A 25,588-nucleotide genomic window follows, 5' to 3' on the forward strand; every position below is an offset into this window, starting at 1 on the left:
CAATACCTACCACGTTTTCTAAAACCACCTAAGCAGATATTAGTAAGCGTTCACATTTGGTAGGATTGAAACTAGAGCCCAAGCGCAGACATGGCAAGAAGGGAAACTCAATGACGGTAGGCGTCAGCGTCGATGACAAACGCATCGGGGTGATGGGTGGAACTTTCGACCCCATTCATCACGGTCACCTGGTGGCTGCCTCCGAAGTACAACACCGCTACGGTCTAGATGAGGTAATTTTTGTTCCCACCGCCACCCAACCTTTCAAAAAAGGACGGCGAGTAACCATCCCCGAACACCGTTACTTAATGACTTCTATCGCCACGGCCTCAAATCCTAGATTCACGGTTTCCCGAGTAGATATTGAACGGGGACAAACCACTTATACGGTAGATACCCTGCGAGATTTAAAACGCGAAAGACCTGGCAGCCACCTGTTTTTTATTACCGGCGCCGATGCGTTACGTCAAATAATGGATTGGAAAAACGCCGAAGAGCTATTCCAGCTGGCACGTTTCGTGGGAGTTACCCGCCCTGGGCACGTCCTTTCAAAAGCGGATAATCTACCTGCAGATCGAGTGTCATTACTAGAGGTCCCCGCAATGGCTATATCATCAACCGATATTCGTCAGCGAGTAGCTACCGGGGCTCCCATCTGGTATTTAACTCCAGATGGGGTAGTGCAATATATTGCGAAATACGGTCTCTATCGGGAGGACAGCCAGATATGAGTGAAACAGATTTTCTCGCACCCAATCCTGATGGACAAAACTATTCTCCGATTTCCAAATACGGGCAGATTTCTATCGCAGAGCAGCTCGCCCGGCTTGAAGAAATCCGTAACGGAGGACGCAGACAGGTCTACAGACCGCAGCCGCCCACCCAAGAATCCCGCTGGGGGCAAATCCGAGAGGGATTTAGCCAGGTAGAGGACGCAATCGGCGGGCAGCAGCGGCGGGCTGAATCCGACTATGAGGGGTATTCGCGTTCCACTCTTAGCCCTGACCAGGATGGTAAGAGCTGGGTGCAAGAATATCGTGAAAAGCAGCATATGCGTAAAGTTGCGCAAGAAGCTCGTGCTAGAGCCGAGGCTGACCTGCAAAAACTCCTGAAAGAACGGGAGGAAGCGCAGGCGCGTGCCCTAGAGCAAGAACGCTTAGCCGCCCAAGCTGCTGAGCGACTCCGTAAATTAGAGGAAGCAGAACAAGAAGCTCTACGCGCTGCCGCTCGCGAACAGCAACAGCGTGAACAACGGGTTTTAGCTAGCCAGGTCGAGGCTGAAAAAACCGAAGCCGAAAAGATGGCAGAGCTGCTTGCTTCCTTCCAAAATCCTGCTAGCGTACCGGTCACGGACTCGCCAGGTGATTTGCCCGTACAAAAAAGTGCTAGTCCCTCCGTTTCCGGACAGGAAAGACAGCAAAAAGACGTCAAGAAGCAGTCAGTTCCCCGTCCGGTTTCCTCCAACATTAGCTCTACTTCGCGTATTTTCGGTTCCAGGCAAGCTAGCGCTGCACCGGCGCTGTCTACTCGGTCAAGCGCTATCGGCAGCCAAGAGGCTTCACTGCCACCGGCAATAGATACTTCGCTGGCGGTGGCAGATACTTCGGTGAACGCGGCGGACACTACTCAGCCAATAAAGATTGACCCGATTGCTTCTTTAACCGATAACGCCGATGACCAGGCGCTAGCAGATAAACTAGCGTTTGCTGCCCAAAGCGCGACTGCTCGTCCAGTTAGCCAGGCTTCAACCTCGGCAATGCCGGTATCTACGCCGTCCAGTGTTACCGTGCCGGACGGGAGCGCGCCCAGTGCTCCCTCTCCAAATAGGGGAGTGGGAACGACATCTTTAGGTTCGCAAATATCGCAGGTGGGAGCGCAAATATCGCCTTATACTCGTCACCAGAGCGTCCCGGCGCAATCAGCTGGAGGAAATGCCGCGCCGGTAACCGCTACAGACCGCGCCAATCCTTCCCTAAAGTCTCCAAATATTGCTGGCGTGGCAAGGGACGTGGCGCAAACTGGTCTTGCGGGCGTTACTGCCACCTCTGCTGCCGAGATGTTCCAGCAGGCTTTGACCCAAACCGGTCTGGGAGCTGCAACTACTTCCGCTCTGGCCGTGCCCGGTTATCGGCAAACGACCCCTAAAGTTACCCCTCCCTCACAGCCAGCTGCGATGCCGGCGGTTATGGCAGCGCCCCAGGGAGCACCGATGCCCGCCTCAATGCCCTCGCAGGTTACAGGGGTTAATCAAATATCGAAACTCCCGCAGGTTGCGCAGTCCCTAGCGCCCTCCTCCTCGGAAATAGCAACCTCCACCCCGACCGGTAACGGTACGCAAACGACACAAAATGTTCACCAAAGCGCCCAACGCCCAGCTCCTGCCCCTCCCGTAGCTGCTCAGCCCACTCAAGAATCCTTGATAGCGCTGCAACCTTCGCACGCTAACCCGCAGGACGGGCAAGTAGCTCCCGATTATCGCCAATCGGTAGCGACCGGGCAGCCAGTTTTACCTACCTCGCAAGCATCCGTGCTGCAAGCGGAGGGGAACGCGCAAACAGGGAAAATAACCCAATCTACCCCGCTGACGCAAATCGCTACCCCAGTGCAAGCGGTAGCTCCCGCACCCCCTCATAGTTCGACGTCCTACCCGACAGAAAGCACTCCGGGCGGTAGCTATAGCGGGCAAATAAGGCCTACGCTGCCAGCTGGCTTCGACCCAGAATCTCAACCGGCTGCGGTTTCTGTAAGCGCTCCCGTGGGCACGCCCGCGCCAATTTCTACCTACGCCCCGGCTCCACGCGCTCTCGCCCCGGCTGTCGCAAGTGTTCCGGATGTCGGAAGTGTCCCGGCGGTAGCGGCTGCCCCCGCTCCGCCGCCCACCACCCTAACTGGCGATAGCGTCCCGACAGCAAGTGCGGGTTCAGTTGCGGTAGCAGCCGGAGCTATAGCCGCCGACACAATAGCGGCGCCTCCCGCCGGTTCAACTTCCCAGATTTCTGCGCCAACTGCGCAAACCAATGCGGTCGAGCCGACTTCACCCCCGTCTTTACCCTCGTCCTCAAAAAGTGAAGAAAACGCCCCCGTGCAGGCTCAAAGCCCTCAAACACCGCCACAGGACGAAAATAGCCACTGGTGGCAGCGAAAACGAAAAGAAAAAGTAAAAAAAGCTGAAGCCCCGGAGCGGGAGGATGCTCGCGCCGGGGCGTCACAAGCACTCAGGGAAAACGAGGAAGAAGAACCGCTAACGTTTATCCAGACGTTCCTGCGCTGGACATTGCGGTTATCAATCTTGCTGATTATTGCTTTAGGTATGGTTTTAACCATGGATCGTCCAGTCATTTCCCAGACGATAGGGCGCGAAGTGCTAGAACCCGGTATCGTAGATTCTGTAAGCGTTATAAAGATATAGGAGTTTTTCTTGGTCAATCATCCTGACCCGCGCCAGCTAGCGGAAATAGCTGCTAAAGCTGCTGCTAGTAAACTAGCAACCGATATTGTTGCGATTGAAGTTCAGGCTCAAACAATAATTACCGATATTTTTGTAATTTGTTCAGCCGATAATCCGCGTCAAGCCCGCGCAATAATGAACGAAATTGATCACGCCTGCCACGAGGTAGGTGCTGACCCCAAAACCATAGAAGGTAATGATGATTTTCGTTGGGTGCTCATGGAGCTACCGGGGGTTATCGTTCATATTTTCTTGGCTGAAGAGCGCGAATACTACGGTTTGGAGCGGCTTTGGAATGACTGTCCCCAAATCGAATTGCCTGATTTTGACAAGATAGGTTTCGCCGGAGCGCAGACAGCTGGCGAGGGACTAACCAATCAAGAAGCCGAACAGATGATTGTCGGTTTAGACTAAACGAGAGCGCCCATGGCGGAAAAAATTATTTTTTGGCGGCACGGTCAAACCGACTATAACGTCCAAGGGCGAGTGCAAGGTCAGGTTGATATTCCGCTTAATGAGGTCGGACTGGCGCAAGCTGAGGCGGCCGCGGAAGAACTTGCGAAACTGAAACCGGATTTGATTATCTCTTCGGATTTACGGCGCGCTCAGGCAACCGCACAGGTGTTACAGGGTATGTGCGGTGAGGACGTGCAACTGCTGAAAGATGAACGCTTGCGGGAACGTGCATTCGGAGATTTCGAGGGGTTGTCCGTCAAAGAACTAAAAGCACGATTTACGGGTCGGTACGAGGAATGGAGAGGTACCGGGGAATGTCCGTTAGCGGGGGTGGAATCTCGCGGGAAAGTTGGGATGCGGGTAGCGCAATGCGTGACTGAGCATTTTGAAAATGCCGAAGAGGTGCTGGTTGTGGTTTCCCACGGTTCCGCCCTCACCCAAGGGCTAGTGAAGCTACTGGGGCTAGATCCTTTGGCGTGGCAAGGGCTGCGCGGCTTGGATAACTGCCACTGGTCTACGCTGATTCCTTACTCGCGTAAACCCGGATGGCGGCTAGTGGCGCACAACGTTGGTGCGGCGCGAGATATTAGCGGGTGTATTGCCTTGATGGCTAAATGATCCACTGGGAGTGGATAGTTCAAGGGGGATATGTCGGAATACACAGGCTGAGGATTTGAAGTAAAGGTACTCAGTTAGTTAAAGTTATTTGGTGTCTGCCGGGCAGATTATTTCCGGTAGAACCTGTATGGGGCTATAGCGCAGTTGGTAGCGCGCTTCCATGGCATGGAAGAGGTCGCGGGTTCGATTCCCGCTAGCTCCACTAACTGCCTGCTGGTGTTGATACAATTTCGCGCCAGCAGGTTTTGTTTTGCCTTTTTGCTCCAAAAATTGCTTGTTTGCTCCAAAATAGGGGTTACGCGAAATTGTTGTGTTTAGCTGGGGAAATAGAAAGCCAGCAACCGAAATGATCGGTGCTGGATTTTGATTTCTGGTCTTTGCCGCTATTGCTCTGGTGTGCTGGTTCCGTCTTTCCAGATCACGGTCGCTTTGCCACTTGGTGCTATCTCGATGCGTTGGCATAGGGCGTGGAAGGTAGCGGGGTTAAAGTCGCCTACACTGTCTAGTGTGGTGAGGGTGCGCCGGTAGTGGTTGAGTGTGGCTTTGATGCCTGTGCGACGCTCAATCTCCGCCATGGTTGCTTCGTAGGCGTCGATGGCTTCACGCTGGCGTTGTTCTAGCTTCTTGAAGCGTTGATGGTAGTCGTCTTGGTTTTGGGATTGATGTGCATTCGCGTTGATAGCTTGCTCGATCAGTTTCGTGGCGATCTCGATTTCAGCAGCTTGCTCAGCAGCTTGGGTTTCTAGCTCGCTGGTGTCGGTGAGTACGGTTTGCAAGAGTTTCCAGTCGATGAGGTCGCGTTGCTCGATGATCTGGGCGAGCGCTGTTTGGAAGATTGTTTGCAGCTGATTATCGCGTAGGATCGGCATTTTGCCTGGGTCGGGTGTAGAGAATTTGTGGTTGCATTGCCAGATGACGGCGCGATACTTGCTTGTGAGAAAACTTTCGGGAACTTCTCGTGGAGCGCGTCTGGTTTAGTGCTAACCAGACGCGCTGTCGCCCCTGTTCGTGAAATCTTTAACCACGCTTGTTGTTCACCGCCATCTATGATGGTAGTTAGATGCTAAAAAACTAACTATTACGGAATCAGGTCAATCGTGCGTAGAAGAATTCTCCTTGTGTATCTCAGGCAATTGCTGTGGTGGTTAGGCTTACTGCTTTTGCTGCCATCGGTTTTAATGTATGTCGATGAACACTGGATTATTAAAGTGCTTTCTAACGCTCCGAGCGTTGAAAGCATATCTCCGTTTGTAGATGGGAACGACTTTTATACGCATAGAGCATTCTTTGTATTATTTATCTTAAATACATTAGGTTACTTTGCTTGGTTTTCTAACCGAATTATCTGCTTTACTGGATTATGTGTCGTTACGATCCCTAAAAGGAATTCAGATCAGCGCTCACTAAAAATATTTACGGGTACTGTAACAGTATTATTTTTCATTCTGTCATTATGGATTTATTTCGTTTCAGCTATCATTTCTTTTCCATAAGCATAGTAAGAAATCCATTGTGTGGGTGTATGAAGCTATTCTTCATACACCCACACAAAATGGAGTTGTTTTATCGGTGAGGATTAGCTAGAAATGCCGCATATGCGCGAGCTATAACTTCAGCTTCTGCTCGTGATGGTAATCTATCTGCATGTGCCGCCATTTTCAATAGGTTGTCCGTGGCTATGATATTGGTTAGCCCCATAGCATCTATACCTTCTGATACTGTTAGGAAAGCTGCCACGAGATTGTCGCCATTGCTATGAAACCTATCACTATAAAAACGTTTGATTCTATTGGTTTCACTTAGCTTGAAAACCTCTTTCATAGCTTCAGAGAGGCTCTTATCAGATGAGTTATTCTTCATGTGTTTTGCAATTAGCCAAGCATCTGCATCCGCTAAAACATCCTCATAACTAAATCCATTACCGTCACCTGTAGCCCCAATGTGAGAATGTATCCACGCGTAGAGATCTTGTGATGAGCCAGACTTTTGGTAGCTACCCCAAATCTGTAAGAGATCTAAAGGCCAACCCCCCCCAGATCTCCTAATCCATATTCATTAGCATTTTGATCGACACCCCAAGTGATGTATCCAAGAGCTGTGGCTGCCATATGGGCAATATCTCGTCTTGGAAGAGTGTTCTTGATTGTAGGTTGTTCATCGCATACTTTGGCACACAGTAATCGAGAGCCAGCGAGTTCGGCTGGTGAGGGAATTTCTGGAGTGTAAGTTTTGGGTATTAACCCAGATACGCCTACGTGATTTCCCACTTCGTTCAATCCTGCGAGGTGTTCGATGCTGCTACCAAGTAAACTCTTCGCCTACCAAGACAGCGTGCTGCCACTGCTGCCAGAAATCCTGCGCCACCTCGATACCCCAAAAACACCTAACGAGATTGCCCTAGCTCTTGCCCGCACCAATACTGATCCAACTAGGCTCATTGAAGCCCTGGATTGCCTATATGCGCTTGGCCGGATTGAGCTTGATGAAGAAGGGAAACTGCACCGATGCTAAAACAAATCAGCTGCCAACTTTTCCGAGAAGCCGGGCAACCCCGCCCACCCATCAACTTCACTCGCGGCCTGAACACCATCCTCGGAGCAATCAAAGGCGAAGCCGGATCTATCGGCAAATCAACCATGATGCTCATCATTGACTTCGCATTCGGCGGCAACACGTATGTTGGTAGTGATGCTGTCAAAGAACTGGACGACCACACGATTTACTTCACATTCGAATTCGCTGACGGGCAGTACCACTTCGCTAGAACTCCCACCGATCCAAAACTTGTCGCACAAATCGATGAAAACCAAACCGTCATCGGCACAATGAAAATTGAAGAGTTCAACGCTTGGCTTGCTGCGAAATACCACATGGACCTGCCAGGACTGAAATACAGGAATACCCTCAGCCGCTTTTTCCGCATTTACGGCAAGAACAACCACAACGAACTTAAACCTCTCCAAACCCGAGGAGGAGACGAATCCCAAAAGGACGCAATCACCGTCCTAATCTCGCTATTCGGGTACTACGACGAAATCAAAGACTTCAAAGAACAACTGCAACAAGCCGAAAACAAAATCTCTGCATTCAAAGCGGCACGCCGCTATGAGTTCATACCCTCCGCTGTCGACGGGATGACCAAATACAAACAGAACGTAGTAGAAATCGCTACTCTAGAGGAAGACCGGCGCAAACTCGCCCAATCCGATGAGACTGATGTAGAACCGACAGAAATCGAGAAAGCGAACGAACGTAACGAGCTCAAGCGCCAGCTCAATGATCTGCACCGCGAGATTACAAGCAAGAAAGACGAACTACATCTGCTTGACCTGAATCTCCACCACGGAGCATACCCAACCGAAGCTGACCTCAAAAGTCTGCAAGAATTCTTCCCAGGGGCGAACCTTGCAAAGCTCGTGGAAATCGAAAAGTTTCACACGAAGATACAAGCTATCCTCGGTGAAGAACTCGAAGCAGCTCACGCCCACGTCACCAAGCTACTTGCAACACTAGAGGAGCAGGCGACTGAGCTACTGGCACGTATAGATTCCATACCGGCTTCAAAAGCATTCACAGACGAGTTCTTGGACGCCTACACAGAACTCGATCGGCGCATCAATAAGCTACAAGACGAAAACGACGCTTTTGATACTCGCGACCGGCTCCAAAAAGAAAAGCAACAGGCCAATACCCGCTACCAACAACAGCTCGATGCCGTGCTCTCGCACATTCAAATCGCAATCAACAGCCAGATGGAAGCCATCAATGAAGAAGTAACCGGCGGCGAATACAACGCGCCAAAGCTCTCACTCAACGCATTCAACAGCTACGACTTTGAAACCCCAAGAGACAAAGGCACCGGCACTAACCATCGTGGCGTCATCATTTACGACCTGGCGATAGCGCAGAACACAGCGCTCCCGGCCATCGCGCACGACTCGATCATGTTCGACTCCATGTCACGCACCGACCTCAGCAACCTCATCCGCGTATACAACGACCAGGTAGAAAAGCAAATCTTCATAGCCGTTGACAAAGTTAGTGACTGCACTGACGAAGCCAAAGCCATCATCCAGCAGACCATGGTGCTCAAGCTTGACAACAACGAGCACGCCCTGTTCGGGGAGAAGTGGAGCCGAAAGGACCGTGTATAAATTCTGGGTTATCAGATTTCCACCAACCGAAGAGCAAGAAATCCTACTATGGCATATTAGGGGACACCAGGGTAGAATCGCACAATGACGATTTGGGTACGGTTCATTCCCTGAAGAGTTTGACCTGTCCTTGAGCTTTGTGTGAAGGAGACTGCTTAGTGAGCACAAAATCAAAACGAACTTCAGTTGAGATTTGCGCTGGCGCAGGAGGGCAAGCACTAGGTCTTGAAGAAGCAGGTTTTGAGCATCTTGCATGTGTTGAGATTGATAGAGCTGCTTGTGCGACCCTACGCACAAATCGACCAAACTGGAATGTAGTTGAAACTGATGTTCGCTCGTGGTCTCCTGAGGATTCATTACAGGACGTTGATTTGCTTGCTGGCGGTGTGCCTTGTCCTCCGTTTTCTATTGCTGGTAAGCAGCAAGGCAAAGAGGATGAGCGTGATCTTTTTCCTGAGATGATTCGTCTTGCTAAGGAGCTTAATCCTAAAGCAATCATGATTGAAAATGTCCGAGGGCTACTGAGCGATAAGTTCAAAACTTATCGGACGGAAATTCTTCGAGAATTTGAACGCATGGGGTATATCGCATGTGGTTGGAATCTACTTAATGCAGCAGATTTTGGTGTCCCCCAAACGAGATATCGAGCCATACTTGTATTAATGAAAATGCCCTACGCCATGTACTATTCTTGGCCCGAGCCAAACGAATCCATGCGAACTGTAGGTGAAGCCTTGTATCCGTTTATGCTTGAGAATGGTTGGGAAGGAGCTGGTGACTGGGCTGAACGAGCAGCAGGACTCGCTCCCACGCTTGTTGGCGGGTCAAAGAAGCACGGTGGAGCAGATTTAGGGCCTACTCGAGCCAAGAATGGATGGCTGGAGCTAGGTGTAGATGGGAAGGGCTTAGCAGATAGTTCCCCAGCTGAGGACTTTGCTGGCATACCTCGTCTCACAGTTGCGATGGCAGCTGCCATACAAGGTTTTCCAAAAACATGGATCTTTGAAGGGAAAAAGACTCCTGCATATCGGCAAGTGGGCAATGCCTTTCCTCCGCCCGTAGCACGTAGCGTAGGAGTCGAGATATTGCGCGCACTAGAGCTTGGCGCTTCTGAAATGAGCTAGAAAGTATTTACTACGGCTCCTTCATATATACACCGCTGTGTTAGCCTTAAGCGTGTATGTACAGAAGGATAGTAAATTAACCAGTGACGGTGTTCCGTGGTGGACGGTAGGTGGTACCACGAAACGGATTGCTGCTTATCTGTGGTTCAATGTCTCAGAAGGTGGCACTTTCACCATGGCTGAAGTTAGGGCTGCGGCTCAAATAGAAAAACAAACACAGTCTGATCGCAGAATGCGAGAATTGCGAGAACAAGGCTGGGTTGTAGTTGGATACAAAGATGACAAGTCTTTACCAATGGATTCTTATAGGCTCGTGAAAAGAGGTCTACGCCTCTGGCTTGGCGAAAGAGCCGAGCGAGACGCTATTTCTAACAAGCTTAGAAGGCAAGTGTTTGCCCGCGATAACAACACGTGTGTTATCTGTGGAATATCAGTTGGCGATGAATATCCAGATATGCCGGGCAGTAAGGCAAGAATGACCGTTGGACACAGAATACCAAACCAACGGCTAGGTGAAGCCACCCTTGAAAATCTTCAAACAGAGTGCGCCAGATGTAATGAACCGATTAGAAACTTGTTAAAAAATCCTGACACGTTTGAAGATGTTGAGCCGTTGCTAAAAGATTTATCCGCATCGGAATTAAAAGCTTTGATGACTTGGATTGATGATGGAAAGAAGACTTTCTCGAAATTGGACTTGGCATATGCAAAAGTTCGCTACTTAAGTCCTGGCGAGCTTTCAAAAGCCAAGGATTTTATTCGTAAAGCTATCGATTAATGAAAGCGGCAAGCACAAATTTCCGATGTTTACGCCTGCACACCATGAACTTGGGTTGGAGGCTTCGATAAAACTCAGTTGGTCTCTGAGGTAGCAGGTTGCTGCGGAACATCTTCATGAGCAACGGCATTTCGATTTCAAAAAGGTGCTTACAACTCTCGTGATTCCGAAGTGGAAGATAAGCTGGTCAAGGATTTATACGCCATGGAAAAGTCTGGAGATAAGTGGGTTATCAGTGGCATTCGTGCAAATAAGAAGACCGAGATTGTGCGAGAGCTAAGTCCTTTTTAGATTGATAAGAAACACCACCCAGAATGTTCATAAAGTCGCCCGAACGCGAGTGCAACCGCCACTAATGTATATTCATATTCATCTGTTGAGTTCCCTGATAATAAATTGATCTACGCGAGTGAAGTATTTCCGCACTTATGCTTATATAAGGAGGGTAACGATGCTTATGTGTTTTATGCTCCTATACGGAATGCCCCTCGAAGATCTGGACTTTCAAGCCTGATCTGAGATTCGCCGTATGTAACGTGAATCCTTTCAGGTTGAGTAACAGCGCGACGAGCGGGAACAAGCTCTCTCGACGAATATGTCAATGCAAGGTACAGCGAGATTTATGGGGGAGTATCTTTATTATAGATGCCTTCCCAAAAGCCGATGTCACCGAACGTCCCGATTAGATGGCGATGGTGCAAGAATTCACTAGTTTTGATGTTCATCCGTATTCACGCCGCAGTGGCAGCGCACGGCGCTTAGATAGTGAATTCGCTGGTCATGTACATGATTTAAAACGCTCACTAATCCAGGTATTTCGGCAGCTAATCTGTACCTTTTGGCGACTCTCGTACCTTTGCGCGAGTCTCTTCTTTGGCAGGGTCATTGGGTTCACAGGCGCCGTGCTTCTTTGTCCTCAAAAGGAATTGCGACTGGGATCAGGGCGAGAAGCCGGCATTGAACGAGTAGCCGCGAGCGCCATTTCGCCTAGTATCAAGCCAAAAGTCCGGTCGACTCACCGCCGCCACCTCGCCGCCCTTGTGTCCAATATGGACGCTTGTGTAATCCGGCAGAGGGACGTGGAGCAACCTTTTCGCGGCAGACCCAACAATTTCGCGGCACGGTTTTATCGAAGTGAAGTTTGCTCCAAAAATCTTAGATCGTGCATTTAGCCGTGATGCGCTACGCTGTCGTAGCAACCCAATCCGGATCTCGAGGCGCGACCTTTCTATCTGTATTTTGTCTTGTTATCAAGCAACAAATCCCATCTTCACCACCGCTGTCCCGCCGCCCACTTTGTATCCTAAGCTATGCCTTGTGTGAACGTGGTCAATTGGCAGGGCAGTTATTGTCGATGTTTTCTTGGAATCCTGAAGGGTCTGCGAGTTTGGCGCGGTCAAGATAGTCTTTAAAGAATCTACGTGTGGCATCGTCGGCGCGTTCGGGACTCATGTAGCCCATCTCAGGTACTTTGCTGAGTTGCTCGATTGCTTTATCAGCTTTGTCTGTGTCTGTGGTGTAGTTGTTGAGCCATTCTTGTTCCCATGCGCATTCAAATAACAGAGAAGCGCGCGTGTCCCCGTATCCTGATTGGAACGTTAGCTTGGTATCCTCAGCTTCGAGATTTGCTGGTGGGGTGTATGAATCTGGCCAGTCGAGCTGAGCAACGGAATCTTGATATTCCTTATTTATTTCGTCATAGGAAACTATGCTGAGTTCTTCAGAACTTTGTGCCTCATCTTGCTGAGTGCACGCGGTCATTGACAACGCATAAGTGCATGCAAGTGCCGCCCCGATGATTCTTGTTCGCTTCTTTTTGTTGTTCATGGTGTTCCTTTCTTTTCTTTGTTTTAATCAGCGTAAAGCTAGAGCGGGTTGGAGTCGTGCTGCGCGGATAGCTGGCGCGATTGACCCGATAAGAGCAGTAATAATGGAAGCTCCAACCGCTGCTATAGCAGCAACATAGGGGTATTGGGGTTTAGGGCTTGGGCTGTCTGATGGAAGGAACGTGGGGATAATTTCCACGATTATGATTGAGAGCGCAATGGCTACGCTGAAAACTATGGCAGCAAGCAGAATAGATGAGCCGATGACTTGCAGCGCGACGGATCCTCTTGTTGCTCCTAGGGCACGGCGGATGAGGAGTTCATGTGCTCGTTGTTCAATGCTTGCAAGACCTATATTGATTAGCCCGATGGCAGCAACGACAAGCAGTAATATGGAGGTGGCGATAAAACTGAGGGAAATGATGTTCAATACTTCCTCGTAGTCTCGAGAATCAGTACGGCTAATGGTGTTAGTCGTACCAGGGGCATAGTCGTGTAGTAAATCGGCAATAAGTGTTGAGCGCTGCTCATTTGTTCGAGAAGAGGTATCGTGCCAATAGAAAACAGCGTTTGTGCTGTTCCATAGGTGAGGAGCTAAGGTGGCGAGGCCTTCCACATTTACGTATATGCGTGGATCGCTCAACCCATCGTTGACGATTCCAGTAACTTCAAGCGGGGTTGGTGTGACTGTTGATTGAGTCGTTATATACGCATAGGAATGGAGAGGAAAATTCTGGGCGGCAGATTTGTTTGCTACTAATTCCAAACGAGGCATCTGATTGACCGGTGTTAACCAGCGTCCTTGCACGATTGGTAAGTTGTACACCTGTGCATAGTTGGCCGTGGTGTAAACCGTATCAACACTCAGCCCACTAGAAAGATCTTTCGTCGTGGGAGGATTGTCTAAGTCATGGTTGGTAATGTAGGAATGCTCTTCGCCTGGAGTAAGAGCTAGTGCAGCGTGCAACTTGTGTTTATCGAGTGCGCCGATCAGGTCTGATAGGGCTGAGGAGTCAGAGAAGTGTGGTGAACTAATCGACATCGAATATGTGGGTGCCCGACCATAGAGCTGTTCAATAGTTGAGGCAAGGTATTCTTTTCCGATAGTCCCAGCGAGCACAGAAACAATAACGGCAACGATCCCGATGAGCATTGAAAACCCCGTGAGAAATGCCCGTCCTGGAGAGATTCGCAGATCTTGGATAATCATCCTAAGCATGAGTAAGCCTTCCAGAATCCATATACATAAGATTTTCGCAACGTGCAGCTACGTCTTTATCGTGAGTGACGAGCACAAGCGTAGTATGTGAGGATTTCACGAGTTCCATCAGTACATTGAGCACTTGTATCCCCGTATCAGTATCGAGCGCTCCTGTTGGTTCATCGCAGATCAATAATTCAGGGCGCAGCACTAACGCACGTGCAATCGCTACTCGCTGCTGTTCGCCACCAGAAAGGCTTCCAGGGTACTCCTTACGGCGTTCTGCTAAATCAACATCCTCAAGAGCCTTCTTAATGCGCTCGACTCGCTGCTTGCGAGAAAGATTCTCATGTGCGTAGTGTAGGCTTAGATCGACGTTTTGGGCTATGTTAAGGTGCCGGATAAGCGAATAGTTTTGGAATACGAAACCAATTTTGCTGCCACGTAGCTTCGAACGCCTCCGGTCACTCAAACTAGAAACATCACAGTCTCCATATATATAACGACCAGTGAAATCTGAATTCAACAAGCCCAGAATAGATATAAGGCTCGTCTTTCCAGATCCTGACTTCCCAATAATTGCATTAGACGTACCGCGAATAATGTTTAGAGAAACGCTATCCACTGTTGTTAAAACTTGACGGCGTCCAAGTTTCACGCTCGCTGTCACGTCTTCAAGCTGCAGTAACACATCGCTCATCATCTATTTCTTTCGAGGATCAAGATTAGGGGCAACAGTGCTGATCACGTCACCTTCACTCAGTCCAGAGGTGATTTCAATATAAGCTCCATCGGAAACACCCAAGCCAACCTCCAGGAGAGAACTATTCTCGCCCTTTACTAGAGTGACAGCACCTTTTCCTGTTCTGCCAGCAACGGCACTGACAGGTATAGCAAGAACATCAGCTTTAGCTTGTCCATTAAGTACCACAGTTGCCGCTTGTCCAGGGTGCACTGGCTGATTTTTATCGATGAGGCATACCAAGCTTTGTGAAGCAACTCGCGGTCTTAGCCCCTGCTCCGCACCGGATTCAAAAACAGGATCTTGCCCAGATGGATTCTCCCCGAACACAGCTAAATTCTCCTGCTTAGGAAAACTAGTGGCGATTTCAGCATTGGTGATTTGGAATTCTGTATTGTGTGATACTGTTGCGGTCAAATCTTTATCTAGCGACTCTTGATCCCCAGGCGAAGCCAGGATAGCTTTAATCTCAGTGGGGCCAAGACCATTTTCAATCTGAAACTTTCCAGTCAACGACTCGATAGAAGCAACAGATAAAAGCGTAGGAGCATCTACAGTAAAAGCAAACCCCTGATATTCCAGCTCAAAAACGGGATAATACATCGGGAGATGTTCAGATGTCTCCCCAACTCTGCGCACAATGGCATCTACAGGTGATTTAATCTCCACACCATTGTTCCACCCCAATACTTGACCAGCTTTTACAGAATCGTTTACTTTAACCGCAGACCGGTAAGGACCACGCTGAGATGTCGAAAGAACAAAAGACTTCGCTTGCTCTACAGTTGCTTTCGTGGAAAACATTGGCGCAATCCGGCGTTTTTCCACAGAAATTGTGGATACAATCTGAACATCCTTGGATCGTTCTGCCTGCTGCGTGTCTGGGTCACCAGTAGTACATCCAGATAGGAACAGAACCATTGACACCAGACACGCAGAGACGGCTCGCATAACTGAAATTTTCATAACTTGTCAGTATGTAAGGTCACCGCCCCACGTGTTATCGCAGAACCAGTTACAAGCCTTCATGCGACCTTGGAACGCGAATCGAGTACCTTTCAGGATGTTATCCCACGATTTCGCCCCCTTAGCATTCCACTGCAACGTCCCAGTAAACTGTGGACCGCCTGATTGCTTCATGTTACGCAACCCTAAACGAAGATGTCCTCTAGGCATATCGCTAACACTCAAGCTGATCGGCCCATTGAAAGTGTGCGTTCGGGTGTAATCGTATTGAACAAGAGATCCAGAGGTGTTGAGCCGACCTGAAACATAACTGTTGTCTGCATAGGCAACACCAGTGCCACCTGCCAGCATTGCAATCGCAGCAGTTGCTGTAAGGATTCCTTTCTTGAACGACATAAGTTAACCTCCTACATGTAGATGTGTGATTAATCTTTCTGGAGCGCTCCAGCATCTCCCATGCTCTCCTAAGATTTATATGATGCGCAATGTCCCGAAATTGGGGTATGCGGAGCGTGTTAGGGGAGAGGTAGACTTGCTTTAAGAGTTACAGAGTCTAGTTCAGGAGGTGCCATGCGGGTTCTTGCTCTGTGTATTCTTGCTTTTTTCTTGCCTAGTGCAGGAGTGAGTGGAAATGGGGAGGTAGATCTTTCGCATCAGGGAGGGAACTATATGACTCATGTGGTTCTTACCGCTCATCCAGTGTGTAAAATTTTCCCGTGGATATGCCGGTAGATAGTGCTAAAAACCTAATCTCTAACATAAGCAAGAATCTCAAAAGCAACGGGCTTTTCTGTCTCATCTTCTGGTTTCTTCTGGTTTTCATTGCTGTTATAGATTTGTATTTCTTGGGCGGGGCGGATTCTTCCATAAGTGGAGCAGGCGTGCTGCTCTTGCTTGTTGCCGCCATACTGATCCCTTTGCGTCCTCGGCTGGGCGGGTGGATTTTTCTCCTGCTTGATACTGCGTTCATTGTCGCTCCAGCTACCTCTGTAGGCATCCTTGGTTATGTATGCGTTGTGGTATTTTTCCTTTGGGGTTGGCATAGCTACAAGATTGACGCCATTTTAGGGGCGTTAGCTTTGCTTGGAGGTTTTTGGTTTTCGGTTTCGTTTCAGCTTCCAGCTGCTTTGATGTTGGTACTTATGCTCGGCACTGGATTCGTCCTAGGGTATGTTATGCGTCGTTCTGCAGAGGAACGAGATGCTGCGGTAGCGCAATTATGGAAAACCAAATTGCAGAACTTAGAAGAAGCACAACAACTGAAAGCTAATCTAGCTATGCAGTTGCATGACTCTTTAGCGGGAACTTTATCTGTGATAACAAAGCTTGCTGAATCAGTGCGACAAGAAGCAGGAATAATTGACCACACCTCATTAGCAAAAAAGCTAGTTTTTTTAGAGAAACAAACTCGTGCTTCTCTGAAAGAGCTTCGAGAAATTATTCAACTACTAGATGACACAAACGGATCTAACGATCAAGGAAGTAGCTTTATTTCTACACTGGCAAGAACGGAAAGTATCGCTTCAGCTGCAGGAATTAATCTCGAGCTGGAGTATGAGGATAAGGATTTGGAACAGCTTCCACTGGAAATAAAGAGCGTGTTACTAGCATTTCTCCGAGAAACATCAACCAACTTAGTCAAATATGGTGCGCCGTCAACATATGCTGTTTTGAGTATTTCCTATAGCACAGACACGATTGAAATGATGGTGAAGAATCAGTATCACACAGCACCCCACGATTCAGTGATTAGTTCAGGTAGGGGACTCAACAATCTTCGTGAAAAGTTTGAATTCGCTGGAGGCGAGTTAGACATATGGACCGTAGATAACTGGTGGCATGTTCACGGCGAACTCCCACTTGGGAAAGGCAATATAAATGGTCTCCAAGAGTCTTAACAACACGGACAAACTCCAGACTGATAGCGTTGCCCCCGAAGCAAATGTCTTGCGGGTGATTTTTGCTGACGATTCTCGCATGTATCGTGAGCAGCAAAGCGATTTGTTGCGACGCTTCTCCAGTATAGAACTCGTTGGAGTTGCCAGCTCGGGGATTAAGCTTTTAAATATTGCACAATCTGTGCAGTGGGATGTGGCACTGCTCGATATCGCCATGCCGACATTAGATGGAATTGAAACTCTGAAACGATTATTAGAAATTCGCCCTGAGGCTATAGTTTTGATGCTTACTGCTTTTGAGCGTCCACACACGCTTCGTGAAGCATTAGCTGCTGGAGCGAAAGGTTTTCTCACTAAAGAAACGTCAACTGAAGAAATTGTGTCGGCACTACACAATGCCTATAACGGGAAAACCGTGCTTAATCAACGCCCAACAGACATGCTGCTAAATTATTATATCCAAAGCAACCAGACACGTGTTGATGAAGATTTTGCTAAACGTGTAAAAACGCTGCCTGACCGTTTATATAGAATTGCACAGTATCTCGCTAAGTCGTACACAAATCGGGAAATCGCCCGCGCTACAGGCTTATCTGAACATACCGTAGGAAGCTACGTGCGCGACACCATAAATTTACTAGAGGCCAGACGCGGAGAAATAGCCGTCAAAATGCAAGAACTAAACTTGGGAGATTAACCCGCTCCTCCACATATGCTTACTAAGAGCTATGTTGCAGATGGACGCCAAGCCTACCTGTAAGGGCTGTGCGAACCTGTGACAGTTCTACTGATAGTTTCAATGTGGATAATGATACGAACACAGGTGCGCCACAAGCATCGATACAACCTGTGCGCGCTAGAGCTAACTTTTACGCGACAGGGGAGTGGCGCGTAAAGGTTGCGCCGCTTTCCGTCGCGGAAAATTTGTTCGAAAGCAAAAGCTGTCGCATGCCGCTGACTCGGGTCTTCGTGCTGCAATGATCCGGCCGCCGTTTTGGCTTGCTATCAAGCGACAAAGCCCACCCGAGCCACCGCTGTCCCGCTGCCCACTTTGTATCATCTTCGGCAGCTAGATAACTCAAATGGTTAATCCCCAGGTTTATCCTGGGGATTAACCATTTTATAAGCTGAGGGGTCGAACCCGTGAGGGCTGGCGCGGGGAGGTAGCAAACGCGGGCTGAGCGTTCGCCCGCGCCAGTGGTTTTCGGAGGCTGTGCTCTGATATTGCTTAACCTGATGATTCTCTAATCTGAATAACTACTTGAACACTGGTTAGTGCTAGTCTGTTCAGCAATCTGGTTAGCAGGGTTATATAATCCTCCTTGACCTGGGTAAACGGGAATAGAGTTATTTATTGTTTACTTTTTAGCGTAATACTGAAGATTGAAAGACCGGTAATGGCTTCACCGATGAGGTTTACTAAGAGGATGGCGTCAGAATCTCAGCTCTCGAAAGCAGCGTTATCTATTTGGGCAAAAACTAATTTTTGGAATGCTGCTCCGCCTGATGACGGAAATAAGCAATGGTTGCCGCTCGCTGTGCATATGGCTGATTCGGGGGAAGTGGCTGAGCTGATATGGGATAAATATCTGTCCCCTCGACAGCGGAAGCTGTTAGTAGAACCGTTATTGCGGGTACAGGGGATAAAAGAGTCCTCGGGGAGCGCTTTAGCCTTACTGAAGCTAATCGTGGGCGCCCATGACATTGGGAAATGCTCGCCTATGTTCCTTACCCAGAATACCGAGCTTTATGAACGGATATTTAAAAACAGCGACGACTCCCTAACCAAATACCAGCGGGCAGAGGAACTGCGCGGAGACAATCCACACTCCTGGATAGGGGAAATAGCGTTTGAAAAATGGCTGGAATCGCGCTGGAATCCAGGAAAGGCGGAGAAAAGATGCGCCACTGCGAAACAATTGGGGTCGATAATCGGCGCTCATCATGGCCGCCCGGTGTCTTGGCAGCGACATGCTGATATGGCGAATCCCAATCTCCCTGAGGTTATTAATGGTGATAAAACCTGGAAACAGACCCGCCGGGAACTACTAGATTGGTGGATGGAATGGACTGATAGCCAAGAGGTAGTAAGCCAGTGTCGAGAGGCGATTTTCCCAACTACCTGGCAAAGCTTGGTGGCGGGTATTACCGTGATGGCCGACTGGATTGCTTCGAATCAAGAGCTTTTCCCACTGGTTGACTGGAACGAGCTATATCCGAAAAGGTTGCTATCTCCTGATCACCATCGCGATCGCACTAAAGCTGCTTGGGAGAAGCTGCATTTGCCGCCCTCCTGGCAGCCAGAGATACTCTCTCACGACCCTGATGAACTGTTGCAAACCCTATTCGCTTTAGGCTCCGATACTCATGCTCGCCCCGCGCAGGTTGCAGCGGTAGAATCCGCGGAAAAAATGGCGCTACCCGGCATGATGATAATCGAGGAAGTGATGGGGGCCGGTAAGACCGAGGCGGCGTTAATGGCAGCCACCATTTTGGCGAAGCGAGCAGGAACTTCTGGGGTGTTGGTGGCTCTACCGACAAAAGCTACTACGGACGCCATGTTTTCTAGAGTTGTCGAATGGGCGCAGATCTCGGCGAAAAGTGGTTTTAGCCTAAAACTTCAGCACGGAAATGCTGCCCTAAATGGCCTTTATAAGAAAATCCAATACGGAAGAATTGCTAGTTCCGGCAATGCGGTTTCCCCGGGACAGAGTTCTTCAATGGGCATTGATGAAGAGTCTGGTCACAGTAGGCAGCCGGCAGTAGTACATCGCTGGTTTAACAAGAAAGCTGCGCTGCTAGCCTCGGTAGTGGTATGTACAGTGGATCATTTGCTGTTTTCCGCGCTCCGAACCAAGCATGTGAGTTTGCGGCATCTGGGGATTAGCGACAAAGTTGTCATCATTGACGAAGTACACAGCTACGATGTCTACACCAGCCAATTCCTGAAGAGAACCGTGCAATGGCTGGGGGCGTTCGGGGTTCCGGTAATTGCTTTATCCGCAACCTTAACCCGGAGGGCGCGCGAAGAGCTATTTTCAGCCTATGAAAAAGGGCAAGAGTTGAAGCAAGCTGCTAAAGAGAAGGACAAAGTTTCGGAACCGTTTGATGGTTCGGTATTTCCGGCGATGCGGAAACCGGTAGTCGTGGGAGGAAATCAAGTCGCAGCGCAAGCCAAAGGGGAAGGGGCGGGTTCGTCCTCGCAAACTCCCATATATCCAGCGCTTTCTTACTCGGATGGGCCAGGAGTTCAAGTTCGCCCTCTGCCGGTATTAACTACCAAAGAGATCGAAGTGGAGCATTGGGAGGGCGAGGCTGGGCTGGTCGCAGATCTGCAAACACGACTCCAAAATGGGGGATGTGCCCTGGTAGTACGCAATACGGTCGCTAATGCGCAACGTACCTATGAAACCTTGCGGACAGTATTCGGAGAGGACGTTCGTTTGGTGCATTCGCGTTTCACCCAGCAAGATCGTCAAGACAATTAAACGATTCCCCGCAAGCTCGCGCTGATTTGGCTGAGCTGCGCAAGGCATCCCAAGATCTCTATGTTTTCCCTCCCTCGGTGTGGCATTTAGTTGATTCCCCAGAAACGGACAGGAATACGTCTTCAGATTTGTTGACCGCCAAGGAGCAGGCAATTCGCGGGGCTTTGTGGCTCTATGCTCGCCATCAGCGGGGTAGAACCACCCCCATGCATCAACGGGGAGTAAACCTGGGAGAAGCAGTATCGAGGCTCGCCTGGTTAGAAGGTATGGATAACGAGAAAGCGGTGCGGCGTCATTTTGACGCGGCGGTTATGTCCACGACTTTTTCCGGTTTTTTCAACCATTTGAAAGGACTAATCGGTCAGCTGGGATCAACGCGTGCCGCGATTGCTATTGACTACGGGCTGCTGGCGCAAGACCTTTATCGCTTCGCAATCCCCGGGGGTAGACAAAAAGTTACCCTCTCCTGGGCGAGAGGCTATGCCCGACAGAAAAACGAAAAATCAGAAACTAACTCACAGACCAAGTAAAGGAGATTGTCATGACTAACTTTATCGATTTTCATATTTTGCAAAATGTCCCGCCGTCCTGCGTGAATCGAGATGATTCCGGAAGCCCCAAGACTGCAACTTTTGGAGGACAGCGTCGAGCCCGAGTTTCTTCGCAATGTTGGAAACGGGAGACTAGGCAAGTATTTGGCGACTTCCTCAACCAAGAGGATCTAGGCTATCGGACCAATCGGATTGTGGATTTGCTGGCTGAACAGATAGTGGCACAAAACCCCGATCTAGAACCGGAATCTGCGAAACTGGCGGTCGACGTATTTAAAGCGCTGGGAATCAAATTAAAAGCCTCGCGTGCTAAGAAAGATGCTGAGGAAGAGGTCGGCAATGATGTTTCCACCTACTTGGTGTTCCTATCCTCCTTACAGCTGCGGCAACTGGCAGAATATGCGGTCGAAAAAGCAGCTAACGAAGAAAAGCCGAAGAAACGAGAAATTGAAAGGCTGTTGAACCGGAATCACTCTGTAGATTTGGCTCTGTTTGGTCGCATGGTAGCTGATGACGCATCAGTGAATGTCGATGCCTCCTGCCAGGTGGCACATGCTATTTCTACCCACAGCGTAGAAAACGAATTCGATTTCTTTACCGCAGTTGATGACGTAAAGTCCCAAGATGAAGCGGAAACCGATGCGGGAGCGGGGATGATGGGAACTGTTGAGTTCAATTCTTCCACGCTCTATCGCTATGCAACAATTAACCTGGATATGCTCCGCGAAAATCTAGGTAGCGACGATGCCACGGTTCGGGCAGTTGACGCGTTTGCCCAGGCGTTTGTAAAATCCATGCCCACCGGTAAACAAAACACTTTTGCCAATCGGACGCTTCCGGAAGCAATCTACGTTTCCGTACGTGATGACCAGCCAGTGTCCCTGGTGGGGGCGTTTGAGAATGCCATTACCTCCCGAGAAGGCACGGGTTTCGTAACACCCTCAGTATCCCGACTGGTCAAAGAAGCAGCCGATATCGAGGACGCTTATGGAGTAAAGCCTCTTGCCCAGTTCACCTGCGGGGTCGGGGACTCGCGGGAGCAGCTCCGGCAAATCCAAGAACCAGTGGCGTTCCCTCAGTTAGTTTCGGATTTAGACAACCTGGTGACTGAACTGCTTGCCAAAGGTGAATAGTCATGAAGAATATGCTTTTGACCCTCAAAGGTCCGATGCAGTCATGGGGGACGTCATCTCGATTTACTAAGCGCAGGACGTCCTCAGAGCCCTCCAAGAGTGGAATAATTGGCCTGCTAGCGGCAGCACAGGGACGCCGCCGGGTGGATCCTGTTGAGGATTTGGTTGACCTGAAATTGGCAGTTCGCATCGATCAGCCAGGAACTCGGGAAAGGGATTTTCATACCACCCATTCCTTTGATGGTGAGACTTCCTATCCGCTTTCTGACCGCTATTACCTGTCAGACGCGGTATTTGTTGTCGGGCTCAGCGGGGAAACCAGCCTGATTGCTGCCCTTAATGATGCCTTGGTTAAACCAAAGTTTCCGCTGTATTTAGGGCGAAGGGCGTTTCCTCCTATGACTCCTATCCGTCCAAAGCTGTCAGAGGGAAATCTGGTAGACGCCATCGCCGCTTACCCCTGGCAGGCAGCCGCGTGGTATCAAAAGAAAATATCGCGGAAAACTACCTGGACGTCCTCTTCACCCCTCGACCTCGAAAATGGAAAAGTAAGTTTAGAGGTAGTTGCAGATCTGGATTTACTACCGGAAGACAGACGTGAAGACTGCATTTTTGACCAAGTGCACGATGTTCCGCTCAGTTTCGATTCCCACCATCGCCAATACGAATGGCGTGACGTAGTCAGGTGGAAATGCGAGGTAGCTACCGATATAGCAGCTGCCGAAACCGAGCCGTCCTTCCTAACCACCCACAATCCGGGAGGTATGTGGTGAGCGAAATTTATCTTTCACGGTGCGCTTTAAACCCCCGGAGACGTGGAGCCGCCAGGTTACTCGCCTCCATGGAGCGGATGCACGCAGCTATCTTGCAAAACTGTTTTCATGATTCCCAATGGGAGGGAGGGGAACCTCCGCGGATTCTCTGGCGACTGGATAGATATCAAAAGGGTTATTACCTCTATATACAGTCTCCGCTACGTCCGGATTTAACCCAACTTGCCGAGGAGGCAGGGTGGCCAGAAATACCGTCCTCGTTCGGAGTAAAAAGCTATCGGCATTTCTTAGAGCAGCTCGCGGAGGGAAGCAGCTGGAACTTTAGGTTAGTGGCGACTCCCACTCGAGCGGTGAAAGCTGAAGGTACTAAACGATCTAAGCGGATTCCGATTGTTAGAGATGAAGATCGTATTAATTGGTTGGCGTCTAGAGTAGAGGGTTGGGGGTTTGAGATTCCCCGGGTAGCTGCCAATCCATCCGAGGATGAAGCAACTGATTTGGCAGTTGCAATCGTGGAAAAAGAGCGCATTCGTTTTCAGCGAGGAAAATCGGGGAGACCGGGATTTTTAGTTACCTTGAACCGGGTAGCATTCGAAGGAATTCTGACTGTAAAAAATCCTGAACTGCTGCGCAGCGCCATGCTAAATGGCTTAGGAGCAGCGAAGGCGTACGGATGCGGGTTGCTAACCTTAGCTCCTAGGTAGGTTAGCAATGAGCGGTGGTCTCGCAAATAAGCCCGTCCCGCGGCAATCACTGCCGCGGGTGGAAGACCGCTGGTCATTCCTCTATGCGGAACGCTGCATAGTGCATCGTGCAGAAAATGCCTTGACCCTGCGAGATGAGCAGGGAACGATGCATGTCCCGGCGGCGACGATTTCATCGCTGCTGCTGGGACCGGGATCTACGATTTCTCACCAGGCAATGAGCCTTTTAGGTGAATGTGGGGTGAGCGTGGTTTGGGTTGGTGAAAACGGGGTGCGCTTCTATGCCAGTGGACGTAGTTTGGCTGACTCGAATGCTTTGTTGCAGCTGCAAGCGCGTTGCTCGTCCTCGCAAAATGAAAGAATCAAAGTAGCCAGGGCGATGTATCAAATGCGTTTTGGTGATGAGGACGTGGAGGGGCTCTCCATGCGGCAGCTGCGGGGGCGGGAAGGGCACCGCATGAAAAAGGCGTATCGGCGCTGGGCGGATGAATATGGGGTTCCTTGGGCAGGTAGAGTTTTTGATTCCCAAGATTTCTCGGCAGGAGATACGGTTAACCAGGCGTTGTCTGCTGGTAACGCGACTTTGTATGGGATTGCCCATGCGGCTATTTGTGCTCTGGGTTGTTCGCCGGGACTCGGCATAGTGCACACTGGGCATTCGCGCTCCTTTGTGTTTGATATTGCTGACCTATATAAGGCTGAATTCGTGATTCCACTGGCATTCCAGATTGTTTCTGAGGGAGAGCAGGATGTTGCTACCAGAATGCGGATTAAGCTGCGTGACCAGGTATTCCAAAAGGGACTGCTGAAGCGGTGCACGCAAGATATTATCTTTTTGCTTACCGGCCAGCGAGATGCTTCGGTAGAAGTTCGGGAGAACCGCAATCGGTTGTGGGATTACTATCAAGGAAATGTTGGGGGCGGCTCTAACTATGCGGCAGAGGCAGGGGAGGCTCCGTTTTGATGGTTTTAGTCTTGACGGCCTGCCCTCCGGGGCTGCGCGGATACATAACTCGCTGGCTGTTAGAGGCCTCGCCGGGAGTATTCGTGGGGAGATTGTCTGCCCGGGTGAGGGAGAACCTGTGGGATTTAGTGGTTGCGGAGCGGAAACAGGGTAAGGCTCTGCTGATATATAGCACTAACAATGAGCAAGGTTATGCTGTGCGCTCGGCTGGGCATAAATGGAATCCAATGGAACTCGAAGGGATGACATTGTTGCAACATCCAGAGCGAATCAAAAGTGATAGTTCAGCGGGGGATGGGCAACGCCAAGAACCGGGATGGTTGCAAGGGAAAACTGGTGATAATGAAGGCTATGGATGGTCGATAGCTGCCAGGCGTAGAAAAATGCGTAAACGTAGATTCTAAAAATCTGAGGTAGCTACCTATAGGATGGCGTTAGAGACGAATATTTTGGATCGATATTCCAGCTCAACGAGTAAATGCCCCGCACCTGCGGGGATGATCCCCCGTCGGTTTTACCGGCTAGCTTGTCGATAGAAAATGCCCCGCACCTGCGGGGATGATCCCTGACCTGGGTAACCTGTTAGCCCTAGCCGGTCAAATGCCCCGCACCTGCGGGGATGATCCCTCGACCGTCCTAGCGGTAGGGTCAATCACCAGAAATGCCCCGCACCTGCGGGGATGATCCCTTAGCGATTAGTTCTGCGACTGTCCTAAAATCAAATGCCCCGCACCTGCGGGGATGATCCCAGAACAGACCACCGA

The 25,588-nt window shown here is 49.8% G+C and carries 25 protein-coding genes, 1 tRNA gene and 1 CRISPR repeat array; of the genes, 18 read left to right on the forward strand and 8 right to left on the reverse strand.

Annotation, left to right across the window (positions count from 1 at the left end):
• The first annotated feature begins 110 nt into the window (after positions 1-110).
• The 5 genes from nadD (at position 111) to QZT94_RS01575 (ending at position 4,724) form a co-directional block, all read left to right on the forward strand.
• The gene (nadD, locus tag QZT94_RS01555; RefSeq protein WP_072509163.1) at positions 111-731 is read left to right on the forward strand and encodes a nicotinate-nucleotide adenylyltransferase; all 621 of its coding nucleotides are present in this window, start codon (positions 111-113) and stop codon (positions 729-731) included.
• Positions 728-3,409 (forward strand): hypothetical protein, encoded by a 2,682-nt coding sequence (locus tag QZT94_RS01560; protein WP_296773113.1) that lies wholly within the window; start codon positions 728-730, stop codon positions 3,407-3,409. Before nadD ends, QZT94_RS01560 begins: the two co-directional genes overlap by 4 nt.
• Before the next feature lie 9 nt (positions 3,410-3,418).
• On the forward strand, positions 3,419-3,862 hold the full coding sequence (rsfS, locus tag QZT94_RS01565; RefSeq protein WP_296762880.1) for a ribosome silencing factor: 444 nt from the start codon (positions 3,419-3,421) through the stop codon (positions 3,860-3,862).
• A gap of 12 nt (positions 3,863-3,874) precedes the next feature.
• Positions 3,875-4,522 carry a histidine phosphatase family protein gene (locus QZT94_RS01570; RefSeq protein WP_296762882.1) on the forward strand — a complete coding sequence of 216 codons (648 nt, stop codon included), beginning with the start codon at positions 3,875-3,877 and terminating at the stop codon, positions 4,520-4,522.
• Between the two features lie 129 nt (positions 4,523-4,651).
• Positions 4,652-4,724: transfer RNA gene (locus tag QZT94_RS01575), tRNA-Ala, on the forward strand.
• A 181-nt stretch (positions 4,725-4,905) separates the two neighbouring features.
• On the opposite strand, the gene QZT94_RS01580 is transcribed toward QZT94_RS01575, so the two are convergent.
• The 3 genes from QZT94_RS01580 to QZT94_RS01590 form a co-directional block, all read right to left on the reverse strand.
• Positions 4,906-5,391 carry a hypothetical protein gene (locus QZT94_RS01580; protein ID WP_296762884.1) on the reverse strand — a complete coding sequence of 162 codons (486 nt, stop codon included), beginning with the start codon at positions 5,389-5,391 and terminating at the stop codon, positions 4,906-4,908.
• A 694-nt stretch (positions 5,392-6,085) separates the two neighbouring features.
• A complete protein-coding gene (locus QZT94_RS01585) occupies positions 6,086-6,382 on the reverse strand; it encodes a hypothetical protein (protein ID WP_270626749.1) in 297 nt (98 codons plus the stop codon).
• A gap of 155 nt (positions 6,383-6,537) precedes the next feature.
• Positions 6,538-6,789 carry a hypothetical protein gene (locus tag QZT94_RS01590; RefSeq protein WP_296773115.1) on the reverse strand — a complete coding sequence of 84 codons (252 nt, stop codon included), beginning with the start codon at positions 6,787-6,789 and terminating at the stop codon, positions 6,538-6,540.
• Between the two features lie 25 nt (positions 6,790-6,814).
• On the opposite strand from QZT94_RS01590, the gene QZT94_RS01595 reads away from it, so the two are divergent.
• The 4 genes from QZT94_RS01595 to QZT94_RS01610 all read left to right on the forward strand — a co-directional run bounded on the left by QZT94_RS01595 (position 6,815) and on the right by QZT94_RS01610 (position 10,578).
• Positions 6,815-7,033 carry an ABC-three component system middle component 7 gene (locus QZT94_RS01595; RefSeq protein WP_270626747.1) on the forward strand — a complete coding sequence of 73 codons (219 nt, stop codon included), beginning with the start codon at positions 6,815-6,817 and terminating at the stop codon, positions 7,031-7,033.
• Positions 7,027-8,676, forward strand: coding sequence for a DUF2326 domain-containing protein (locus QZT94_RS01600; RefSeq protein ID WP_270626745.1), 1,650 nt, complete (start codon positions 7,027-7,029; stop codon positions 8,674-8,676). Before QZT94_RS01595 ends, QZT94_RS01600 begins: the two co-directional genes overlap by 7 nt.
• 158 nt (positions 8,677-8,834) lie before the next feature.
• Positions 8,835-9,800 carry a DNA cytosine methyltransferase gene (locus tag QZT94_RS01605; RefSeq protein ID WP_270626743.1) on the forward strand — a complete coding sequence of 322 codons (966 nt, stop codon included), beginning with the start codon at positions 8,835-8,837 and terminating at the stop codon, positions 9,798-9,800.
• 175 nt (positions 9,801-9,975) lie between these two features.
• Entirely contained in the window at positions 9,976-10,578 is a 603-nt protein-coding gene (locus QZT94_RS01610) for an HNH endonuclease signature motif containing protein (RefSeq protein ID WP_270626741.1), read from the forward strand.
• Positions 10,579-11,907: 1,329 nt separating this feature from the next.
• Here the strand turns inward: QZT94_RS01610 and QZT94_RS01615 are convergent.
• From QZT94_RS01615 to QZT94_RS01635, 5 genes are all read right to left on the reverse strand, one after another.
• Positions 11,908-12,405 carry a hypothetical protein gene (locus QZT94_RS01615; RefSeq protein WP_296762890.1) on the reverse strand — a complete coding sequence of 166 codons (498 nt, stop codon included), beginning with the start codon at positions 12,403-12,405 and terminating at the stop codon, positions 11,908-11,910.
• Positions 12,406-12,432: 27 nt separating this feature from the next.
• Entirely contained in the window at positions 12,433-13,623 is a 1,191-nt protein-coding gene (locus tag QZT94_RS01620) for an ABC transporter permease (RefSeq protein ID WP_363928418.1), read from the reverse strand.
• Positions 13,616-14,308: an ABC transporter ATP-binding protein gene (locus QZT94_RS01625; RefSeq protein ID WP_270626736.1), complete on the reverse strand. Its 693-nt coding sequence runs from the start codon at positions 14,306-14,308 to the stop codon at positions 13,616-13,618. The genes QZT94_RS01620 and QZT94_RS01625 overlap by 8 nt, the downstream gene beginning before the upstream one ends.
• Positions 14,309-15,151, reverse strand: coding sequence for a hypothetical protein (locus QZT94_RS01630; RefSeq protein ID WP_296762895.1), 843 nt, complete (start codon positions 15,149-15,151; stop codon positions 14,309-14,311).
• 168 nt (positions 15,152-15,319) lie between these two features.
• Positions 15,320-15,709, reverse strand: coding sequence for a hypothetical protein (locus QZT94_RS01635; protein WP_270626734.1), 390 nt, complete (start codon positions 15,707-15,709; stop codon positions 15,320-15,322).
• 326 nt (positions 15,710-16,035) lie between these two features.
• Here QZT94_RS01635 and QZT94_RS01640 point away from each other — a divergent pair, with 326 nt between their 5' ends.
• The 9 genes from QZT94_RS01640 to cas2e all read left to right on the forward strand — a co-directional run bounded on the left by QZT94_RS01640 (position 16,036) and on the right by cas2e (position 25,228).
• Entirely contained in the window at positions 16,036-17,211 is a 1,176-nt protein-coding gene (locus QZT94_RS01640; RefSeq protein ID WP_270626784.1) for a histidine kinase, read from the forward strand.
• Complete coding sequence (locus tag QZT94_RS01645) at positions 17,192-17,908, forward strand: response regulator transcription factor (protein ID WP_270626732.1); 717 nt, start codon at positions 17,192-17,194, stop codon at positions 17,906-17,908. The genes QZT94_RS01640 and QZT94_RS01645 overlap by 20 nt, the downstream gene beginning before the upstream one ends.
• A 730-nt stretch (positions 17,909-18,638) precedes the next feature.
• Positions 18,639-20,699, forward strand: coding sequence for a CRISPR-associated helicase Cas3' (gene cas3, locus QZT94_RS01650; protein ID WP_296762897.1), 2,061 nt, complete (start codon positions 18,639-18,641; stop codon positions 20,697-20,699).
• A 26-nt stretch (positions 20,700-20,725) separates the two neighbouring features.
• The gene (gene casB, locus QZT94_RS01655) at positions 20,726-21,229 is read left to right on the forward strand and encodes a type I-E CRISPR-associated protein Cse2/CasB (RefSeq protein ID WP_363928419.1); all 504 of its coding nucleotides are present in this window, start codon (positions 20,726-20,728) and stop codon (positions 21,227-21,229) included.
• A gap of 11 nt (positions 21,230-21,240) precedes the next feature.
• Entirely contained in the window at positions 21,241-22,383 is a 1,143-nt protein-coding gene (gene cas7e, locus QZT94_RS01660) for a type I-E CRISPR-associated protein Cas7/Cse4/CasC (RefSeq protein ID WP_296762899.1), read from the forward strand.
• A 2-nt stretch (positions 22,384-22,385) separates the two neighbouring features.
• Positions 22,386-23,156 carry a type I-E CRISPR-associated protein Cas5/CasD gene (gene cas5e, locus QZT94_RS01665; protein ID WP_296762901.1) on the forward strand — a complete coding sequence of 257 codons (771 nt, stop codon included), beginning with the start codon at positions 22,386-22,388 and terminating at the stop codon, positions 23,154-23,156.
• Positions 23,075-23,860, forward strand: a complete 786-nt coding sequence (gene cas6e, locus QZT94_RS01670) for a type I-E CRISPR-associated protein Cas6/Cse3/CasE (RefSeq protein ID WP_296762903.1) — start codon at positions 23,075-23,077, stop codon at positions 23,858-23,860. The genes cas5e and cas6e overlap by 82 nt, the downstream gene beginning before the upstream one ends.
• A gap of 7 nt (positions 23,861-23,867) precedes the next feature.
• Positions 23,868-24,824, forward strand: coding sequence for a type I-E CRISPR-associated endonuclease Cas1e (cas1e, locus tag QZT94_RS01675; protein ID WP_296762906.1), 957 nt, complete (start codon positions 23,868-23,870; stop codon positions 24,822-24,824).
• On the forward strand, positions 24,824-25,228 hold the full coding sequence (cas2e, locus tag QZT94_RS01680) for a type I-E CRISPR-associated endoribonuclease Cas2e (RefSeq protein WP_296762908.1): 405 nt from the start codon (positions 24,824-24,826) through the stop codon (positions 25,226-25,228). The genes cas1e and cas2e overlap by 1 nt, the downstream gene beginning before the upstream one ends.
• Before the next feature lie 72 nt (positions 25,229-25,300).
• Positions 25,301-25,573: direct repeats of the CRISPR family, unit length 29 nt; unit sequence AAATGCCCCGCACCTGCGGGGATGATCCC.
• Positions 25,574-25,588: the final 15 nt, after the last annotated feature.

The sequence above is a fragment of the Varibaculum sp. genome (assembly GCF_008661855.1).
GTDB lineage: Bacteria > Actinomycetota > Actinomycetes > Actinomycetales > Actinomycetaceae > Varibaculum > Varibaculum timonense_A.

What these genes read in the sequence shown, in the direction of transcription:
- cas2e (WP_296762908.1), top strand. Translation starts at nt 24,824, where the DNA reads ATGGTTTTAGTCTTGACGGCCTGCCCTCCGGGGCTGCGCGGATACATA.
- QZT94_RS01595 (WP_270626747.1), top strand. Translation starts at nt 6,815, where the DNA reads ATGCTGCTACCAAGTAAACTCTTCGCCTACCAAGACAGCGTGCTGCCA.
- cas6e (WP_296762903.1), top strand. Translation starts at nt 23,075, where the DNA reads ATGCGAGGTAGCTACCGATATAGCAGCTGCCGAAACCGAGCCGTCCTT.
- QZT94_RS01640 (WP_270626784.1), top strand. Translation starts at nt 16,036, where the DNA reads ATGCCGGTAGATAGTGCTAAAAACCTAATCTCTAACATAAGCAAGAAT.
- cas3 (WP_296762897.1), top strand. Translation starts at nt 18,639, where the DNA reads ATGGCGTCAGAATCTCAGCTCTCGAAAGCAGCGTTATCTATTTGGGCA.
- cas5e (WP_296762901.1), top strand. Translation starts at nt 22,386, where the DNA reads ATGAAGAATATGCTTTTGACCCTCAAAGGTCCGATGCAGTCATGGGGG.
- QZT94_RS01585 (WP_270626749.1), bottom strand. Translation starts at nt 6,382, where the DNA reads ATGAAGAATAACTCATCTGATAAGAGCCTCTCTGAAGCTATGAAAGAG.
- QZT94_RS01570 (WP_296762882.1), top strand. Translation starts at nt 3,875, where the DNA reads ATGGCGGAAAAAATTATTTTTTGGCGGCACGGTCAAACCGACTATAAC.
- QZT94_RS01560 (WP_296773113.1), top strand. Translation starts at nt 728, where the DNA reads ATGAGTGAAACAGATTTTCTCGCACCCAATCCTGATGGACAAAACTAT.
- nadD (WP_072509163.1), top strand. Translation starts at nt 111, where the DNA reads ATGACGGTAGGCGTCAGCGTCGATGACAAACGCATCGGGGTGATGGGT.
- QZT94_RS01630 (WP_296762895.1), bottom strand. Translation starts at nt 15,151, where the DNA reads ATGTTTTCCACGAAAGCAACTGTAGAGCAAGCGAAGTCTTTTGTTCTT.
- QZT94_RS01635 (WP_270626734.1), bottom strand. Translation starts at nt 15,709, where the DNA reads ATGTCGTTCAAGAAAGGAATCCTTACAGCAACTGCTGCGATTGCAATG.
- cas7e (WP_296762899.1), top strand. Translation starts at nt 21,241, where the DNA reads ATGACTAACTTTATCGATTTTCATATTTTGCAAAATGTCCCGCCGTCC.
- cas1e (WP_296762906.1), top strand. Translation starts at nt 23,868, where the DNA reads ATGAGCGGTGGTCTCGCAAATAAGCCCGTCCCGCGGCAATCACTGCCG.
- QZT94_RS01625 (WP_270626736.1), bottom strand. Translation starts at nt 14,308, where the DNA reads ATGATGAGCGATGTGTTACTGCAGCTTGAAGACGTGACAGCGAGCGTG.
- QZT94_RS01610 (WP_270626741.1), top strand. Translation starts at nt 9,976, where the DNA reads ATGGCTGAAGTTAGGGCTGCGGCTCAAATAGAAAAACAAACACAGTCT.
- QZT94_RS01615 (WP_296762890.1), bottom strand. Translation starts at nt 12,405, where the DNA reads ATGAACAACAAAAAGAAGCGAACAAGAATCATCGGGGCGGCACTTGCA.
- QZT94_RS01580 (WP_296762884.1), bottom strand. Translation starts at nt 5,391, where the DNA reads ATGCCGATCCTACGCGATAATCAGCTGCAAACAATCTTCCAAACAGCG.
- QZT94_RS01620 (WP_363928418.1), bottom strand. Translation starts at nt 13,623, where the DNA reads ATGCTTAGGATGATTATCCAAGATCTGCGAATCTCTCCAGGACGGGCA.
- QZT94_RS01645 (WP_270626732.1), top strand. Translation starts at nt 17,192, where the DNA reads ATGGTCTCCAAGAGTCTTAACAACACGGACAAACTCCAGACTGATAGC.
- QZT94_RS01600 (WP_270626745.1), top strand. Translation starts at nt 7,027, where the DNA reads ATGCTAAAACAAATCAGCTGCCAACTTTTCCGAGAAGCCGGGCAACCC.